The 15,388-nt window shown below is 44.1% G+C and carries 14 protein-coding genes; 11 read left to right on the top strand and 3 right to left on the bottom strand.

From position 1 onward, the window contains the following. Positions 1-21 precede the first annotated feature (21 nt). Positions 22-1,005, top strand: a complete 984-nt coding sequence (locus tag K1Y79_RS04950; protein WP_220248889.1) for an acyl transferase — start codon at positions 22-24, stop codon at positions 1,003-1,005. Here K1Y79_RS04950 and K1Y79_RS04945 read toward each other — a convergent pair. Beyond that, complete coding sequence (locus tag K1Y79_RS04945; protein ID WP_220248888.1) at positions 1,002-1,709, bottom strand: hypothetical protein; 708 nt, start codon at positions 1,707-1,709, stop codon at positions 1,002-1,004. The two genes, K1Y79_RS04950 and K1Y79_RS04945, sit on opposite strands and share 4 nt — an antisense overlap. Positions 1,710-1,992: 283 nt before the next feature. Between K1Y79_RS04945 and K1Y79_RS04940 the strand changes: the two genes are divergently transcribed. From K1Y79_RS04940 to K1Y79_RS04930, 3 genes are all read left to right on the top strand, one after another. After that, on the top strand, positions 1,993-2,196 hold the full coding sequence (locus K1Y79_RS04940; protein ID WP_220248887.1) for a hypothetical protein: 204 nt from the start codon (positions 1,993-1,995) through the stop codon (positions 2,194-2,196). Between the two features lie 534 nt (positions 2,197-2,730). After that, the gene (locus K1Y79_RS04935; RefSeq protein WP_220248886.1) at positions 2,731-4,188 is read left to right on the top strand and encodes a T9SS type B sorting domain-containing protein; all 1,458 of its coding nucleotides are present in this window, start codon (positions 2,731-2,733) and stop codon (positions 4,186-4,188) included. A 280-nt stretch (positions 4,189-4,468) separates the two neighbouring features. Then, positions 4,469-5,233: a hypothetical protein gene (locus K1Y79_RS04930; RefSeq protein WP_220248885.1), complete on the top strand. Its 765-nt coding sequence runs from the start codon at positions 4,469-4,471 to the stop codon at positions 5,231-5,233. Positions 5,234-5,630: 397 nt separating this feature from the next. Here K1Y79_RS04930 and K1Y79_RS04925 read toward each other — a convergent pair whose 3' ends face one another. After that, positions 5,631-6,005, bottom strand: coding sequence for a response regulator (locus K1Y79_RS04925; RefSeq protein WP_220248884.1), 375 nt, complete (start codon positions 6,003-6,005; stop codon positions 5,631-5,633). A 9-nt stretch (positions 6,006-6,014) separates the two neighbouring features. Continuing rightward, positions 6,015-6,743: a sensor histidine kinase gene (locus tag K1Y79_RS04920; RefSeq protein WP_220248883.1), complete on the bottom strand. Its 729-nt coding sequence runs from the start codon at positions 6,741-6,743 to the stop codon at positions 6,015-6,017. A 429-nt stretch (positions 6,744-7,172) separates the two neighbouring features. Here K1Y79_RS04920 and K1Y79_RS04915 point away from each other — a divergent pair, with 429 nt between their 5' ends. From K1Y79_RS04915 to K1Y79_RS04885, 7 genes are all read left to right on the top strand, one after another. Then, complete coding sequence (locus tag K1Y79_RS04915; RefSeq protein WP_220248882.1) at positions 7,173-7,877, top strand: response regulator; 705 nt, start codon at positions 7,173-7,175, stop codon at positions 7,875-7,877. 144 nt (positions 7,878-8,021) lie between these two features. Further along, a complete protein-coding gene (locus tag K1Y79_RS04910) occupies positions 8,022-8,816 on the top strand; it encodes a polysaccharide biosynthesis/export family protein (protein WP_220248881.1) in 795 nt (264 codons plus the stop codon). Positions 8,817-8,867: 51 nt separating this feature from the next. Continuing rightward, positions 8,868-11,258 (top strand): GumC family protein, encoded by a 2,391-nt coding sequence (locus tag K1Y79_RS04905; RefSeq protein WP_220248880.1) that lies wholly within the window; start codon positions 8,868-8,870, stop codon positions 11,256-11,258. A gap of 183 nt (positions 11,259-11,441) precedes the next feature. Next, on the top strand, positions 11,442-12,005 hold the full coding sequence (locus tag K1Y79_RS04900; protein WP_220248879.1) for a UpxY family transcription antiterminator: 564 nt from the start codon (positions 11,442-11,444) through the stop codon (positions 12,003-12,005). A 20-nt stretch (positions 12,006-12,025) separates the two neighbouring features. Further along, positions 12,026-13,045, top strand: a complete 1,020-nt coding sequence (locus tag K1Y79_RS04895) for a mannose-1-phosphate guanylyltransferase (protein WP_220248878.1) — start codon at positions 12,026-12,028, stop codon at positions 13,043-13,045. Between the two features lie 15 nt (positions 13,046-13,060). After that, entirely contained in the window at positions 13,061-14,002 is a 942-nt protein-coding gene (fcl, locus tag K1Y79_RS04890) for a GDP-L-fucose synthase (protein ID WP_220248877.1), read from the top strand. A 34-nt stretch (positions 14,003-14,036) separates the two neighbouring features. Further along, entirely contained in the window at positions 14,037-15,383 is a 1,347-nt protein-coding gene (locus tag K1Y79_RS04885; RefSeq protein WP_220248876.1) for a UDP-glucose dehydrogenase family protein, read from the top strand. The last annotated feature ends 5 nt before the right edge of the window (positions 15,384-15,388 follow it).

The following is a 15,388-nucleotide window of genomic DNA, read 5'->3' as shown; positions in this document are numbered from 1 at the left end:
TGTGCGTTCAAAGCAAGCGACATGAGTGGCATAAATACGGCAGCACTATTTACATTACAGCAGCAGGATATCGAGGCGGCAGCCCTGGAACTCTTTCATTACCAATACAGGGAGAATGATCTTTACCGGGCGTATACGGATGCCCTCCGCCGCAAACCCGCTGACGTCCGCTCCCTGCTGCAGATCCCTTTCCTGCCTATACAATTCTTTAAAACACATGCAGTTACCTGTGGCCAGTTCACACCGGAACTCATTTTTGAAAGCAGTGGTACTACCCAGACCATTAATAGCCGGCACCTGGTAAAGGAAGCTGCGGTATATGAACAGAGTTTCCTGACTGCTTTTGAGCAGTTCTATGGCCCTGTTTCTGATTTTGTAGTACTGGGTTTATTGCCTTCCTATCTGGAACGGAAGCATTCGTCCCTCGTTTATATGGTGCAGGATATGGTAAAGCGGAGCGGGCATGCAGCCAGTGGCTTTTACCTGTATGAACATGATAAACTGGCCGCTCATCTGCAGGAGCTCGAAGCCCGGCAGCAAAAAACGCTGCTGATCGGTGTTACCTTCGGACTTCTTGACTTTGCCGAACACTATAATCTGGAGCTGAAAAATACAATTGTCATGGAAACCGGTGGGATGAAAGGCCGCCGGGAAGAATGGACCCGCCAGCAGGTACATCAGTACCTCAAGGACAGATTAGGATGTACGCATATCCATGCGGAATATGGGATGACAGAACTGCTGTCGCAGGCATACTCCTTCGGAGACGGTATATTTACTACTCCGCCCTGGATGAAGGTACTTGTACGTGATGAAAGCGATCCTTTTCAGCTATCCGTTGCCAATGCTTCTGGTGTTATTAATGTCATTGACCTGGCCAATGTCTATTCCTGTGCGTTCATCGCCACGGAAGATATAGGTAAAATAAAGGCTGATGGGGCCTTTGAAGTATTAGGCCGGCTGGATAATTCTGCGCTGAGAGGCTGTAGCCTGATGGTCAGCTAAGCTGCCTGCAAACGGGCTGTTTCCAGTAGTTGCTCCAGGCGTTCCGGGTGTGCTTTCAGGGCCACCAGCTCCTGCATATAAGGAAAACTGCGGTGGTCCATGCCAAACTTCGCCAGCAGATAGGCATCCAGTGCAGATGTATGCTGCGGCTGCTCGAGGAAGCTACGCAGGAAGTAGAGGAAATGTTGTCTCTCTTTCTCAATAGTCAGGGCCAGCGCTATCTTCTCTTTCAAAGGGTTGGCCGCCTCCGATCTGAATAGTTGTAATACCTGCCTGTACTGTTTTTCAGTCAGATCTTCAAAATGCACAGGTAGAAAATCAAAACAGAAGTATTCTACTGCAAAATCATCCATAATACCGGCACTCAGCTGATCCTCGGATATTGTATACCAGGTTGCCCAGTCAAGTAACTCCTGGACGGTAATATCATGACGCAGCAACGCTTCCAGGTGGTGAATAAGTCCCTGGCGGGTAGGTACTGTACCAGAGGTGTGTTGAAGGCTGTCTACGATGTCTGCATAAAATGCATCGTTCATTTCATGGGCGGCAGCTGTCAGTAACTGACTTACTTCTTTATGTGCATTAGCGGGGAGTAAATCTGCTGTTTCCGCGAGTATTTCAGGCTTGGTTTTATGGCCCTGAAGGTATGCTTTGATCAGGGATATAAAATAGGTCGAGGTGATATAAGGCAGCTTATCCTTCATACTTACAGGTTTTATCTTTCAGTCTTGACAATAGCGCTATATGCTGCTTCAGGTCATAGTTAGTAGGCATAGGGAGCATATGAATATGTACCCGAAAGTTACCACTAAAATCCCGGAAAAACTGCTAAATGGGTGAAAATGATCAATCCGGTCCCGAATTTTAAGAGATTTTTTACATACGAAATGCACCGAGTACTATAGACGTGGCTGCTGCTGCTGGCATGGTTTTGGGTCTGCATCACATAGAGTATACTTTATTTTTTAACCATAAAAAGCTAAAGTTATGGCGATAAGAGACAGATCAATCGGTAGTACTGGCCTTGAACAGGGAGGTCCTAATCTGGGGAATGATTATAGCCGGGATATTACCCGTGAAAAGACTGCAGACGATACGTTGAAAGTAGTCATTCCAAAAGACAAGAAAGACAAGTCTGAAAAAAATAAAGACAACAACGATCCTGAAGAAAATAATAATCAGGATACCTGATGTAGATGAAATTACTATCCTGCTTGTCCATTTATAAGATAGTAAAAACATCATAAAAAGAGTCATCTGTACTTATTTAAGGCATAGGTTTTCCTATGCCTTAATTTTTGTGGTAGAGTGCGGTACTACGTTGAGTATTAAATGAATAAATAGAATAAATTTTTTAGTAAAATCATATATTATATTAAAACATATTGTATCTTTATTGTACTGGGAATGTAAACTCAAAGCAAGCCATTAATTTAATTAGCGGAGGACGCTCTATATCCTCCTCACCATACCTGTGAATTAAATCAGACTACTAGCTGGGCTGCATCCAAGTCCATTGGAATTGCTAATCACAAGACAAGACGATGCTTTTTTGATTGTGTTCTAACTAATATTCCTATGATTGTAACTAACCAAGCCGGCCACACCCGGCTAATGGGAAAACCATGTTGTTATCTCACATATCCTGCTATGAGGTTATGTGTACTAATTCTGATCTTGCTGTTGAGCTGTTTGTTGAATGTAGCGTATGCACAGCATCTTACATTGCGAAATTCATCCCTGGAGGGAACGCCTGGTGTAAAGGTGGCTCCCGGCGGATGGACTGTAGCTGCCAATACACCGGACGTACTGCCCGGCGTAATGGGTATCTACAAAATAGCTAACGCAGGTAATACTTTCGTCGGACTACAAGGCGGACCGGTATACCGGGAAGGAATCGAGCAGGAACTGCCTGCTCCACTTATCGCTGACAGGACTTACACAATGTCCTTTGACCTTGCTTACAATGAAATGTACGGTCATAAACATTGCTATGGTAACCTGGCGATCTTCGGTGGTAGTTCTCCAAAAGATACCGCTGAGCTGTTATGGACTTCCGGTAGTTTTACCGATACTTCCTGGCACCGGTGGAACGCGATATTTACACCGAAAAAAACGCATACTTACATCTCGTTTTACGCTTATCCGTCTGAGAATTGCCCTGTCAGCAGCTATGGAGTACTGGTATTCATAGATAACCTGTCTACCATCAAACAAATACTACGGACACAGCTGACTGCCACATCCTCCTGTAAGACAACAGGTACAGGTACTGTACAGGTAAAAGTAAATGGAGGTGCTGAGCCTTATACTTACCTGTGGACGCCTGGTAATTATACAACGCCAGAGGTATCAGGACTAACGGCGGGCACGTATGCTGTAACAGTAACAGCAGCCAATGGCGTAACGGCGAAAGGAGCGGTGACTGTAGAAGAATCAGATCTTCACGCAGCGCAGCAGGTCACCATATCTGACTGTGCCGGTGATAACAAAAATGCCATCTCTTTAAACATCACCGGAGGACTGCCCCCTTATGACTTATCATTAAACGGAAAGGAGACAGAAGAGCGGGACTTCCGTCAGCTGACACCAGGTAATTACGTGTTTGTATTGAAAGACAAACAGGTATGCGCTGATACCTTTAACATCTTCATAAAAGAACCCAAACCTTTGCAGATACGGCAAGTAGCAACTACGCCCTGCAGCTGTAGTGAAGTTACCGATGGCAGCATCCGGTGGGAGGTAGATGGCGGTACCCGTCCGTATAAATACCGTGTCAATGAATATGCCTGGCAGCCGGATAGTATACAGGCAAATCTGAAAGCAGGTAATTACCAGTACGAGGTGGCAGATGCAAATGGTTGCGTTGATGGTGGCCATACCAGTATCACTTCCCCCAATCAGTACTGCTTTGTAATGATGCCTTCTGCTTTTAGTCCTAATGGAGATGGAAATAATGACCTGTTTCGTCCCAGGGTCTATGATGCAATAACTGATTACAGGCTGAGTGTATATAACAGGTGGGGCAGCCTGGTATTCCAGACAAACGATCCGAAGACAGGGTGGGATGGTTACTCACATGGTGTGCCGCAAACGCCGCAGGCATTTATCTATGTATGTACTTTCACTACCAGCAAGAGCGAGCCGAAGTCTTATACCGGATCTGTTGTGCTCGTGAAATAATTGATCACTAACAAAACGATACTATAAGAAGATATTTGAGACCATATGTATTATTGACTATAACTACTTGTATTCATCAGCCGTCATAGATGGCAGGACCGGAAATTATTGAAAAAACCTAAAGACAACACGAATAGCATTGATGATTGCTCAATGCTGTTCGTGTTTGTTTTGTATGAATGTTAATCACTCTCCTCCAAGCCTTAGATATTATTAAACCTGTTCCGCTGAACACTTCACAGGGCTGTAGTATCTTGTATATTCACCAGTATCCAGTAATATGGCAAAACAAACATCGCTGATCACGTTCACCGGCAGATTGGGTAATATGATCGGTTACCGGCGTAACCGGAAATTCTATTTACGCAGCATGCCCGCAATTGTGAGGCAGACAACAGCTACACGTCGTGCGGCGCAACGTTTCGGTATAGCCAGTAAACATGCATGCCTGGTACGCAAAGCTTTGATTCCCGCATTAGATATACCGTGCGATGGCCATCATGTAAACCGGATGAACCAGTTGTTGATGAAGGGACGTTCCAACCGGGTATGCAATCTAACCGGCTATCGTTTCAATGAATGTACGGGCATTACACAGTTAATTGGCGTAGCGCCTTACATGGGCACAGACGGCAGGTTGTATATTCCTGCACAGACGTTGCCGGCAGTAAAAGGATGTGATGCAGTGGAGATAACGGTAATAGTTACACGTATCAGTTTTGCTTATCAGCAGATTAAGGCTGTAAGGGCAACAAAGACGATATTACAGGCAGGCGTACATTTCGATGGCGCTGTATTGCCTGTTGATATTGAAGGCAAAGGCACACTGATTATTGCAGTGCAGGTAAGGTTGATGTGTGAAGGGCGGCCTGTATGTAACAGCAAGCAGGTAGCTGCCGATATCCTGGCAGTATATACGCCTGATACAGGCACTAAGCCTGGTACTGATCAAACAGCGGTAGTACCCGCATATAGCGTAAATGGTGTACCTGCTCAGGTGGTTATACAGTATGTACCTGGTCCTGTATTGTGCCGGCGGGAATAGCGCCAGAGAAAGGTAACCAGGTATACTGGTGAGTGAACAATGCGTAGTATTTATAAGTTATTTTATCCGTAGTAAGACAATGGCTGATTGACGAATGTGGCAATCAGCTTAGCAATCTGTTATATATATAGCCGGTAGGAGGGGCAGCCTTCACCGAAAACCCTATGATAAACATCTATATTATATGTATACGGGCAATATCAACCTAAGTTGCCGGTAGGTTTTACAGCATTTTAGCAGTTCTGGCATCATCAGCCAGCATTTTACACTTCCAACACCAGGGGAAGAACTCTCCGGATCAAGTCCACGTTTATAAGGTCGCTACTTCGTTTGTAGCAGGTATTGCTGCCTGGCTAACAGGCAGTCTTTAGTGACGGGATAGTGGCGAACGTATGTGTCAGGCAGTCCTGACCAATAATCTTTTTATTTCTTCGTGCAGATGTGCAAATACGAAAGGTTTGGTAAGGTAACCCGCCGCACCTTTCTGCAGGACGTCTTCAATTTCCTGCGGATCGTTCTTGGCGCTGGTTATAAGTACGGGGATTTTACAGAGTTGCGGATCCTGTTTAAAACGGTCGAGTAGTTCATACCCGTCCAGCACTGGCATATAGATATCGCTTATAACAAGGTCAGGAAGGTATCTGGTGGCGACGGTCAGGCCTTCCGCTCCGTGGCTGGCTGTAAAAACGGTATAATCATGCAATTCCAGCAGACTTTTTAATGTGTCCAGAAGTCCGGCTTTATCTTCTATCAGGAGAATGTTGGCGTTCATGCGAATAATTTACTTACAGGTATCAGGATACTTGAAAGCAAGTGTAAAAACCGTGCCTTTATCAGGAGAGCTGGTAACGGTGATATTGCCGTTGTTAGCGGCGGTGAATGATTTAACGATGCTAAGACCGAGTCCGGTACCGGCTATGCCTGCGGTGTTGCTGCCCCGGAAGTAGGGGTCAAAGAGGTAAGGCAGATCTTGTTCGGGGATACCTATACCGTCGTTAGACACGGTAATGACAGCTGCATGTTCCTGGTAGTCCAGGTGTATAACCGGGGCTTTGTCTCTGGAGTACTTACAGGCGTTGCTGACGAGGTTAGTAAGTATTCGGGTGATTTGGGCCGGGCTGGCGTAAATTTTTTTTGGTGTGCCAGTCAAAACAATTTCGGGCTGTCGATTGTCTTCAATATAGGCATGATACTGCTCTTTTAAGGGAAGTACATAATTGCTGAGGTCAATAAGTTCTTTGACCGCCTCAATGTGCCCCGAGACTATATTGTTGATTGTCAGCATCTCATCAACCATACTGTTCAAAGAAAAGACTTCTGTAGTAATTCTCGCCAGTTGTTTTTCATAGAATGCGTTCATATGTTGATCTGCTTTCAGCTTGGCTGATAGTAGGTCAACCACAGATGTGATGGTGGTTAGCGGCGTTTTAAATTCATGTGCAGTGATGGCAATAACATTACTTGCATTGCTGAGTAATGCGTTGTTTTCAACATGATTAGCGGAGTCCATTGTTCGATACTTTTAATGATGGTCGTGCAGCAATATGACAGGATAACTGACTCAACAATATGTAGAGAATCACCACAGGTGTTGCATACACAGTTTTTCAACAATTGAAAGGCAAAATACTCAATATAGGAGTAATTATCTAGTGCGTATTAGTTTTAAAGACGTATTTTTACCTGAGTAGTAGCACATGTCGTGAATTTCGAGAAAAGTTAACCAAAAGATCATATATGAGAAAAATTAATAGATTAGTCATAGGCCATTAGATGTAGTAGCGTAAATACCTTAATCTTTATTGTTCTCACCATCAATCATTTACAAAATTGTCTTATAAAATCACGTTTTTGGAATTATTTTTGCACAACCAAGCCGTAATTATATGCCATATTTTTTTATTGAATCAATTATGAACCTTGCTAACTTTTTACCCCTATGATCAATATTGGAATTATAGAAGACAATTATTTCCAGTTGAACAATTACAAAGAGTTTTTAGAAGATTTTCAGGAGTGTAAGGTTGTATTTGCTTGTAAGTCAATGGAGGAGTTCAGAGCGCTTCCATTTAAAGAGACGGAGGTTAATGTAATATTGCTGGATATTTCGCTGCCAGGGGAATCAGGCATACAAGGTATGCAGGAGCTGAAACGCATTTATCCTGAAGCGAAATTGATCGTTCTGTCGGGTCACGATGGGAAACATTACGTTATTGAGTCTATCCGCCAGGGCGCGAGTGGTTATATAATAAAGACCAGCCGCCTGATGGAGATTTACCATTCAATTATGGATGCAGTTAGTGAAGGTGGTACACTTTCCCCCAAGGCTGCTCATTTACTGATTAATTATATCGCCAAGGACCCCCTGGAAGATATTAAGCACAAGCTCACTAAAAGAGAGTATGAATTACTCGCGCTACTCAAGGAAGGCTACTCATATAAGGAGATGGCTGAGAAGCTTTTTGTGACAGTTTTTACGGTAAATCAACATTTAAAGAAGATTTATCAAAAACTTAATGTCGCTACAAAATCAGAACTAATTTCAAAAATCTGGTCAAATAGTTTGTATTCTTTCTTTTTAATTACGAATTCTTGGATTTTTTTTCAGATGCTTTCATTTGAGAATGTGATCTCGCTTTTGTAAAACACACTACTAGAGTAAGTAGGCACGTTTGTGTTATCACTGCGTTTTTTACTCTAAATAGTAGTAGTGCCGACTAAGGCTATAAACTAATATTGTATCACGGAAAGCGCGGAAGAAAAACCTTTAAATATTCAAAACGGTAAGATGATTCTAAAGAAGGATTATTTACGTTATATCTTTGTTGTTCCGGTCCTTATCTGCTGTTTCTTTTTTACATCTTGTGTCAGTACACAGAAGTCAGTGTATTTTAACAATCTTTCTGATACTGTTATTGCTCCCGTAAAAGGAAATTTCGAGCCGGTAATACATAAAAATGACGTATTACAAATTGTTGTTAGTAGTATGAACCCCGAGGATGCTATTGTATTTAACACCCCAAGTGTTGCATCCACAGGAATCGCAGGAGTTGGCACCCAAACAACGGGTTACATGGTAAATGAGCAAGGGAATATAGAATACCCCGTGCTCGGACAGGTCAAAGCAGAAGGACTTACCAAAGCGCAACTTACAGCGTATCTGAGAAACGAACTGGATAGTCGCAAGCTGATGAAAGATCCGGTAGTGACCATTCGCTTTCTCAATTACAGGGTAACAGTAATAGGCGAAGTAGCCCGCCCTACAGTGGTGACTGTTCCAAGTGAAAAAATTACAGTACTCGAAGCCTTGGGAATGGCTGGAGATATTACTGTTTACGGGAAAAAAGAGAATGTACTCCTGATCCGCGAGGTAAATGGCGAAAAGACGATTAAAAGACTTAACCTCAATAGTTCAGAAATACTTACATCTCCATATTATTATTTGCAGTCAAACGATGTTGTGTATGTCGAGCCAAATAAATCGAAAGTCGCTGTAGCAACCGGCAGCCGAACTACAATACCAATCATCATCAGTACATTATCATTGATAGTGCTTACGCTTGACAGGTTGATCGTTAACTAGCTGAACTGATGTTATTCCAATAATTCATCCTACAAATTTGTGTTGAGTGCCATGCAACAGAAAGTAATTAATACGCGCACAAAGCGAGAGGAACATACAGGTCTCCTGGAAATGATCAGGCATAAATATCAGCCTTACTGGCCTTTATTTGTGATTGCGTCCATAATTTCTGTCTCAATTGCATATGTTTATCTGAGATATGCAACCCCGCTTTACAAAATCACTTCTTCTCTGTTAATCAAAGAAGATACCCGCCCTGGTGAAAGTTCTATTATTGAAATGATGGACCCGCTGGGCAGAGGTAAAAAAGTTGATAACGAGATCGAAATACTGAAATCAAGAACAATTGCGAAAGCAGTTGTAAAGAATCTTAATCTCTACGGAGAACTATTTGAAAGAGGTAGAATCAGAGATATTTCTCTTTATAAGAAAGGACCACTTCAGTTCAACTTCATCGATGCTGATCTTATTGATCCGATGGAAAATACAGTAGTGGATGTAACTTATGATTATAAAGGTGGTAAAGTTTCCCTGGATGGAAAGACATACCCGGTAAATGACACAGTGCATACCAAATGGGGACGCATGGTCATTAAACCAATGCCTGGTTTCAATCCTTCCGGTGAGCATGGTGAAGGTTATTACCTGCGTGTTGCTGGCGATAAAGCGCTTGCTGGCCAGTTCCTGAGCAATCTTAAGATCACTGCCGCCACCAAAAATTCAAATGTACTCAGACTTGAGTATGTAGATGCTGTACCTAAAAGAGGTATGGACTTGCTGGATGCGCTGATGAAAGAATATGATGCGGCATCTATTGATGATAAGAATAAGACTGCATCTAAAACAATGGCTTTCGTGGAAGACAGGCTGCGTATTATTACTGCAGAACTGAGCCAGGTAGAAGGCGAGATACAGGAGTATAAGACAAATGCAGGTATCGTGGATATCAGTGAGCAGAGCAAACTGTTCCTCAATGCCGTGCAGGATAACGATGTGAGGATGAGCGAAGCAGACATGCAGTTATCTACATTGTCAGCCGTTGAAGAATATGTGAAAGGTAGAAAGTCAGAAGATAACATTGTACCGGCTACTTTAGGTATTGCTGATGCAACATTATTGGGTCTGCTTAGCAAACTGCAGGAATCAGAGCTGCAGATTGAGAGACTGAAAAAGACAACAGGTGAAAACAGTCCGCTGCTGGCTAGTCTGAATGCGCAGGCAGAAAGATTGAGACCTGCTATCATGGATAACATCACCAGCTTACGTGCTAACCTGGAAGCGGCAAGGTCTAAACTGACTGCACAGAATAACCGCTTTATGAGTATGCTGAGAGGCGTACCAAGCAAGGAGAAAACTTTGCTGGAAGTGAGCAGGCAGCAACAGATTAAAAATAACATCTACACTTTCCTGCTGGAGAAACGTGAAGAAACGCAACTGCAGTATGCAGCTGCTATTTCTGACAGCCGCATAGTAGACTTGGCGGAAGCAGAGAGCTTTCCGTTCAGTCCGAAGAAATCAATGGTGATGGCGCTGGCAATCATCGCTGGTCTGGCTGTGGTAGCAGCATTCATTGCAGTGAAAGACCTGATGAATAACAAGGTGATGTTCCGTTCAGATATTGAGAAAGGCACATCTGCTCCGATCATCGCTGAGATTATGTTTGACAAGAATGGCGCTATTGCTATCACTGAAGGTAAGCGTACGCCTGTTGCCGAGCAGTTCAGGGCTTTACGTACCAGTTTATCTTATATTGGTATCAATGGTGACAACAAAACGATACTTGTCACATCTTCCATATCTGGTGAAGGAAAGAGCTTTATTGCAGTAAATCTTGCACTGAGTCTTTCCCTGACTAAAAAGAAGGTGGTATTGCTGGAGTTTGACCTTCGCAAGCCGAAGGTGAGTAAGATCCTCAATGTACCGCATCATCCGGGTATCAGTAATTACCTGGTGGGTCATTCATCACTGAATGATATTCTGAAGCAGCCAATAGAGAACAATGAATATATGTACCTGCTTTCTGCAGGTGTAATACCGCCAAATCCGACTGAGTTGATTTTGAACGGTAGATTGGAGCAATTACTTGCGACCCTGAGAGCATCATTTGATTATGTGATTATTGACTCTGCGCCTGTAGGCCCTGTAACTGACGCACGTTTGCTTGCACCATTTGCTGATGCGACGCTATATGTAGTACGTCACGAAAGAACGCCTAAGTTCAATCTGAAGATGATTGAAGACCTGTACGAACAAGGAGATCTCGGCAAGTTGAATATTGTATTCAATGGCCTGAAAATGCGCGGTGTACCTGGTTATGCGTATGGTTATGGCGGTGGCTATGGCTACGGCAACGGCCAGGGATATGGGTATGGTTATACGGATGACACCAAGAATGGCTCCGTGAAAAAAGGTCGGTTCAACAAGATTTTTAAACAAGATTAACAGTTGGTATTCCGGTGATTCGTTCACCGGAATGCCTTGAAAATAATGCACTTGATAACTACTCATGTGACTGAGGAGGCGAAGCTATGCCAATTCTCTTCCTCTTCTTTTCCCGCCTTTATGATTTCCACTTTATTATCTATTAATCTATTCATGCTTTATTAAACTTTTAAACCCACTGAAATGGAACAAAAGCCACACACCTGGTATGCAGTGTATACTAAACCCAGATGGGAGAAAAAAGTGGCGGATGCACTGGTTCGGAAGCAAATCGAAACATATTGTCCGCTAAACAGAGTAACACATCAGTGGAGCGACAGAAAGAAGGTGGTAGAAGAACCACTTTTCAAGTCGTATGTCTTTGTCCGTATTCCTGAGGACAAAAAAACACTCGTGCGTGAAACAAGTGGTATTGTGAATTTCGTTTATTGGCTGGGAAAACCTGCCAGCATTCCTGAACATGAGATTGACCTCATCAAACGTTTCCTGCGTGAGTACCAGGATGTGGAAGTTGAGCGTTTCCCGATCCAGGAAGACGATCTGGTACGTATCACCGCTGGTCCGCTGATGCATCAGCATGGCAGAGTTGTGGAAGCCGGCAAGAATACAGTGAAAGCTGTATTATACAGCATGGGTTTCTCTCTGATTGCGACTGTAAAGACAAGCGATCTTATGCTGCTCAACAATACTAATAACACAAAAGAATACACCGGCGCTGCGAAAGTAGGCGTAGGTAATGTGATCTAAAATATCAACCCTGGACATCTATGCTACACGTATTATTATGTGGAGGGTCAGGAACCCGTCTCTGGCCACTATCAAATAAACAGACGCCCAAGCAACTGCTGCCGTTATTTGACGGCCAGAGCTTATTGCAACTTACCTGGGTACGCAATAATTGCTTCTGTGATAGTGTGATGGCTGTGGTGAATGAACAACAAGCCGACATGGTGAATAAGCAACTGCAGGAAGCAGGTGCTAGTGAAATTCAGATGATGGCGGAGCCTGTAGGCCGTAATACAGCTGCTGCAATTGCACTGGCTGCGTTTACCGCATCGCCTGAGACCATCCTGCTTATCACGCCTGCTGATCACCTGATAGGTACACCAGACCTGTATGCTGAAACTATTCAGAAAGCAGCGTCGCTGGCGGCAGAAGGACACCTGGTTACCATTGGTCTGAAGCCTAATTACCCTGAGACAGGTTATGGTTATATCCAACATTCCGGTTATGATGTAATCCGCTTCACTGAAAAGCCAAATGCAGTTACTGCAGAAGCTATGCTTCAAAGCGGAGACTATCTCTGGAACAGCGGTATATTCTGCGGTCAGGCAGGCGTACTGTTGCAACAGTTACTGGAATACGCTCCGGAAATCTATGCAGCGGCAGCAGAAGCCGCTGTGATCTGGAAAGAAACCGGCGTTATTCCGCTGGCGGCTATGGAAGCTATTCCATCTGACAGTATTGACTATGCCGTGTTGGAGAAGAGCGACATTGTGAAGGTAGTGCCTAGCGCTATGCAATGGAGTGATGTAGGAGGTTATGAAGCACTGGCGGAAGCATTGGCCAGCCATTACCGCTATAGTAACAATCAGGCGGTATTCATCGAGAGTGATCCGGTTAACAGTATGGTCATCGGAAAAGATAAACTGGTAGCATTGGTAGGAGTGGAAAACGTTGTTGTAGTAAACACGCCGGAAGCCCTGCTGATCTTACAGAAAGGTAAAGGACAGGAAGTAAAACAACTGCATCAGTGGGTGAAGGAAAACAGACCTGAACTGCTGTAAACAATTATTAGCCGTATGCAACTGAACGATAAGATATATATAGCCGGTCACCGTGGTATGGTGGGCGGCGCTATCAGCAGAAGATTACAGACGCTGGGATACACAAACCTGGTAACGAGGAGTTCAGCTGAACTGGACCTCCGTTCACAGGCAGCTGTAAACGAATTTTTTGCTACAGAGAAGCCGGAATATGTATTCCTGGCAGCAGCAAAAGTTGGCGGTATTCATGCCAACAATACTTACCGTGCAGAGTTTCTGTACGATAACCTCATTATGGAGGCTAATATCATTCATGCTGCATGGCAGAATGGTGTTAAGAAACTGATGTTCCTGGGCAGTTCCTGCATCTATCCTAAATTGGCGCCACAGCCATTGAGAGAAGACAGTCTGCTGACAGGTCCACTGGAACCAACCAACGAACCTTATGCGATTGCCAAGATTGCCGGTATTAAATTATGCGAAGCATACCGTGATCAGTATGGCGCTAACTTTATCAGCGTAATGCCAACCAACCTGTATGGTATTGGTGATAATTACCATCCTGAAAATTCACATGTACTGCCGGCATTGATCCGTCGTTTTCATGAAGCGAAGGAGTCGGGCGCATCCAACGTAACTGTATGGGGCAGCGGTACACCTAAACGTGAGTTTCTGTTTGCAGATGATCTGGCCGCAGCCTGCGTTTACCTGATGCTGCATTATGATGAAAAGGAACTGGTTAACATCGGTACCGGCGAAGACCTGACTATTCGTGAACTGGCGGAGACGGTGAAAGAGGTAGTAGGTTTTACAGGTGAACTTGTTTTTGATAGCTCCAAACCTGATGGTACTCCACGTAAACTCATGGATGTATCAAAATTACATAAGCTCGGCTGGAAACACAGCGTAGAGCTGAAAGAAGGACTTGAACAGGCTTATGCCGACTTCCTTCAGAAAAATCAGATGGTCACATTGTAATAAAATTGTTTAACCGCGTCTCAATATTTATAAAATGAAAGCAATCGTAATTGGAACTGGATATGTTGGACTGGTGACCGGTGCCTGCCTCGCAGAAGTAGGTACGCAGGTAGTGTGTGTCGATGTTAATGCTGAAAAGATCAATAACCTCAAGAACGGCATTTTACCTATTTATGAACCGGGTCTCGAAGAGATTGTTACCCGTAACTATAACGACGGTCGCCTGTCATTCAGCACCAGCCTGGCTGAAGTGCTGCCGGGTGCTGATATCGCTTTCATTGCGGTAGGTACGCCTCCGGGTGAAGATGGCAGCGCAGACCTGCAATATGTATTACAGGTAGCAAAAGAAATCGGTACACACATGACTGATTATCTCGTTGTGGTAACAAAGAGCACTGTACCAGTAGGTACTGCTGTGAAAGTGAACAGAGAGATCAAACAGGCAATGCTGGACAGAGGCGCCCTGCTCGATTACGATGTAGCTTCAAATCCTGAGTTCCTGAAAGAAGGCGCTGCAGTACAGGACTTCCTGAAACCTGACCGTATCGTGGTTGGTGTGAATACTGACAGAGCAAAAGAAGTGCTGGAACGTCTGTATCATCCGTTCCTGCTGAATGGCCGTCCGATTATCTTTATGGATATAGCTTCTGCGGAAATGACCAAATACGCAGCGAATGCAATGCTGGCTACTAAAATTTCCTTCATCAACGATATCGCTAACCTGTGCGAACTGGTAGGCGCTGATGTGAATAAAGTACGTAAAGGTATCGGTAGCGATGCCAGGATCGGTAATAGCTTCATCTATCCTGGTATTGGTTATGGCGGTTCCTGCTTCCCTAAAGACGTGAAGGCGCTGGTGCGTACCGGTATGGATTATGGCCACGGTTTGCGTATCCTGGAGGCAGTAGAAGCGGTGAACAACGATCAGAAGAAAGTATTGTTCAACAAAATCAACAAACACTTCGATGGTTTGCTGAAAGATAAAACATTTGCAGTATGGGGCCTTTCCTTTAAGCCAGGTACTGACGATATGCGTGAAGCATCAAGCATTGTGCTGATTGAAGCACTGCTGGAAGCAGGCGCTAAAGTAAGAGTGTTTGATCCGGTTGCAATGCATGAAGCAAAGAAAACACTGAATGACAGCGTGACCTGGGCTACAGACCTGTATGATGCTGCTGAAGGTGCAGACGCGGTGTTGCTGGTAACAGAGTGGAACGAGTTTCGTCTTCCTGACTGGAACCGCATCAAGCAATTAGTTAAAAACCCTGTTGTATTTGACGGCAGGAACATTTATGAAAATACATATCTTGAGAAAAACGGTTTTATCTGTTACAGCATTGGTATATCCCAGCCGGCAGTTAGCGTACTCTCCAGAAGTTAAACACA

Source organism: Chitinophaga rhizophila (assembly GCF_019492185.1).
Taxonomy (GTDB): Bacteria; Bacteroidota; Bacteroidia; order Chitinophagales; family Chitinophagaceae; genus Chitinophaga; species Chitinophaga rhizophila.
Note: the sequence above shows the minus strand (reverse complement) of the source record. Positions and strands in the feature narration are given on the sequence as shown.

Bases quoted from the DNA above. Each gene is read 5' to 3' on its own strand.
- K1Y79_RS04930 (WP_220248885.1), top strand. From the start codon at position 4,469: ATGGCAAAACAAACATCGCTGATCACGTTCACCGGCAGATTGGGTAAT.
- K1Y79_RS04925 (WP_220248884.1), bottom strand. From the start codon at position 6,005: ATGAACGCCAACATTCTCCTGATAGAAGATAAAGCCGGACTTCTGGAC.
- fcl (WP_220248877.1), top strand. From the start codon at position 13,061: ATGCAACTGAACGATAAGATATATATAGCCGGTCACCGTGGTATGGTG.
- K1Y79_RS04910 (WP_220248881.1), top strand. From the start codon at position 8,022: ATGATTCTAAAGAAGGATTATTTACGTTATATCTTTGTTGTTCCGGTC.
- K1Y79_RS04945 (WP_220248888.1), bottom strand. From the start codon at position 1,709: ATGAAGGATAAGCTGCCTTATATCACCTCGACCTATTTTATATCCCTG.
- K1Y79_RS04950 (WP_220248889.1), top strand. From the start codon at position 22: ATGAGTGGCATAAATACGGCAGCACTATTTACATTACAGCAGCAGGAT.
- K1Y79_RS04900 (WP_220248879.1), top strand. From the start codon at position 11,442: ATGGAACAAAAGCCACACACCTGGTATGCAGTGTATACTAAACCCAGA.
- K1Y79_RS04915 (WP_220248882.1), top strand. From the start codon at position 7,173: ATGATCAATATTGGAATTATAGAAGACAATTATTTCCAGTTGAACAAT.
- K1Y79_RS04895 (WP_220248878.1), top strand. From the start codon at position 12,026: ATGCTACACGTATTATTATGTGGAGGGTCAGGAACCCGTCTCTGGCCA.
- K1Y79_RS04920 (WP_220248883.1), bottom strand. From the start codon at position 6,743: ATGGACTCCGCTAATCATGTTGAAAACAACGCATTACTCAGCAATGCA.
- K1Y79_RS04885 (WP_220248876.1), top strand. From the start codon at position 14,037: ATGAAAGCAATCGTAATTGGAACTGGATATGTTGGACTGGTGACCGGT.
- K1Y79_RS04905 (WP_220248880.1), top strand. From the start codon at position 8,868: ATGCAACAGAAAGTAATTAATACGCGCACAAAGCGAGAGGAACATACA.
- K1Y79_RS04940 (WP_220248887.1), top strand. From the start codon at position 1,993: ATGGCGATAAGAGACAGATCAATCGGTAGTACTGGCCTTGAACAGGGA.